Here is a 2,424-nt window from a genome sequence, read left to right as displayed (position 1 = left end):
GGGCCCGCGCCACAGCGTCCACCACCTCTGGTCACCGGACTCCGCTTCCCGCGTGCCACGGCGGGCGGGTGCCGGCTCCCGCCCTGGCCATGGCAGGCGGATCAGCGCACGGTGATACTGCCCGCGTACTCCGCCTCCGCCACCGAGTCACCCACGTACACCGCGACCCTGCCCCTCGGCGTCACCCAACGCCCCCTCTCCTCGTGCCAGTAGGAGACCGCGCGCCGCGGGACGGTGACGGTTACCGCCTGTCGCCGCCCCGGTGACAGCGTCACCTTGTGGAAGCCGGCGAGCCTTCTGGCTGGGGTGTCGGTGTGCGTCGGGAGGTGTCCGACGTACACCTGGACGACGTGGGATCCGGTCCGCCGGCCGGTGTTGCGCACCTCGACGCGCACCTCGGCCGCATCCTCCCCCCGGTGGAGGCTGCGGACCCGCGGCCGCCCGCTGCTGAAGGACGTGTAGGACAGGCCGTGCCCGAATGGGAACAGCGGTGTCTCACCGTGCTTGTAGTACCACCGGTAGCCGACGTGGACACCCTCGTCGTAGACGACCTCCCCGCCGACGCCGTCGCTCTTGGAGCCGGTGTACCGGGTCGGCCCCTGATCCTCGCGCGCGGGGAAGGTGACCGGGAGGCGGCCGCCCGGGTCGGTGTCGCCGTACAGGACGTCGGCGACGGCGGTGCCCGTCGCGGCGCCCTGGTACCACGCCTGCAGCACGCCCCGGACCCGGTTCAGCCAGGGCATGAGCATGGGACCCGAGGTGTTGAGGACGACGACCGTGCGGGGGTTGGCGGCGGCCACCGCCTCGATGAGCCGGTCCTGGTCCCCGGGCAGGGAGAGGTCGTCCCGGTCGATGGCCTCCCCGGTGTAGTTGTTGACGAACACGACGGTGACGTCGGCCTTCGCGGCGGTCTCGACGGCGGCGGGGATGAGGGAGCGGGGCTGCCAGCCCAGCTTCATGCTGGGACCGCGGTCACCGGCGTCCCGGGTGCTGTACTCGACGGTCAGGGGGACGGGCCTGCCCCCTTCCAGTTCGACGACTCCGCCGATGGCCGACTCGTTCGGGCCGAGCCAGGAGTCCCACAGATACCGCGACCCGGAGAAGACGGTGGTGCCGTCGATCACGACCTTCGCGGCGCCGGACAGCAGGGCCGCGACGCGGACCCACCCGGTGACGGGTGGCGTGATGGTGCCGGTCCAGCGGGCCGACCAGGAGGCGGGGAGACCCTCGACGGGGTCGCCGGAGCGGAAGTCGACGGTCGGGGTGACGGCGGTGGCGACCGGGGCGCCCTCGAAGTCCTCGCCCGCGAAGAACTCCGCCCTCAAACCGGCGCCTCCTGCGGGGGCGGTCAGGACGTCGGCCGGTATCAGCGGCAGGGCGACGTCCCCCAGGCTGCCCTGCGAGAACAGCACACGGTCCGCGCCCGCCTTGGCCCGCACTGCTTCGAGGGCGGTGGTGAAGTCACCGGGGTCCACGTAGGAGGAACCCTCGACGCCGGTGATGGCGTCCTTGCCCGCCGGCCCGATCACGGCGACGGTCTGCCGTCCGGAGAGCGGCAGGAGGCCGCCTTCGTTCCTCAGCAGCACGGTCGCCCCCTCCCCCGTCACCCGGGCGAGCCTCTGGTGGGCCCCGGACGTCACGATCTCCGCCGGGGCGTCGGGCAGCGGGTGGTCGTAGGCGCCGGAGGCGAACAGGGCGTACAGAATGCGGCGGGCGGCGTCTCGGGTGCGCTCGGCGGGGATACGGCCGTCGGTGAACGCCTCCCTGGGCGTGTCCGGGATGAGGGCACCGGAGTCGACGCCTGCGCGGAACGACTCGACCCGGTCGCCCTGGGGGTAGAAGTCGGTGCCGAGGTACCCCTCGAGACCCAGATCTTCCTTGAGCGCGCCGATGATGTGCGGGTCCTGGCAGCAGTACACACCGTTGACCATCGGGTAGGAGCCCATGACCGAGAGGGCGCCGCCTTCGCGGATCGCCTGCTCGAACGCGGGGTAGTGGACCTCGCGCAGCGCCCGCTCGGAGATGCGGACGTCCAGGTAGTAGCGGGCGTTCTCCTGGTTGTAGACGGTGAAGTGCTTCAACTGGGCGATGACGTCCTGGCTCTGGAAGCCGCGGGTGACCGCTGCCCCGATGCTGCCGCTGAGCAGCGGGTCCTCGCCGTAGCCCTCGCACTCCCGGCCGTTGCGGGGGTCGCGGTCGATGTCGAGGGTGGGGCCGAGGAGCACGTTCCATCCCTTGGCCCGCGCCTCGGCGCCGACGGCCGCTCCGTACCGGCGCGCGAGGTCGGTGTCGAAGGTGGCCGCCAGGGCGTTGGGGGCGGGGAAGGCGGTCACGCCGGTGTCACCGCGCAGCCCGTCGGAGGCGTCGACCCGGGTCATCGCCGGGATACCGAGATGCCCGAGCGGCGCGAAGTCCTTGGTGTCA

The 2,424-nt window shown here is 72.4% G+C and carries 1 protein-coding gene; it reads right to left on the bottom strand.

Annotated elements, in window-relative coordinates; translation table 11 throughout:
- Positions 1-101: 101 nt before the first annotated feature.
- On the bottom strand, positions 102-2,424 hold a 2,323-nt coding region (locus VN520_RS38740), incomplete at its 5' end, for a beta-glucosidase (protein WP_325751647.1).

It is taken from the genome of Streptomyces sp., assembly GCF_035563135.1.
Lineage (GTDB): Bacteria > Actinomycetota > Actinomycetes > Streptomycetales > Streptomycetaceae > Streptomyces.
Note: the sequence above shows the minus strand (reverse complement) of the source record. Positions and strands in the feature narration are given on the sequence as shown.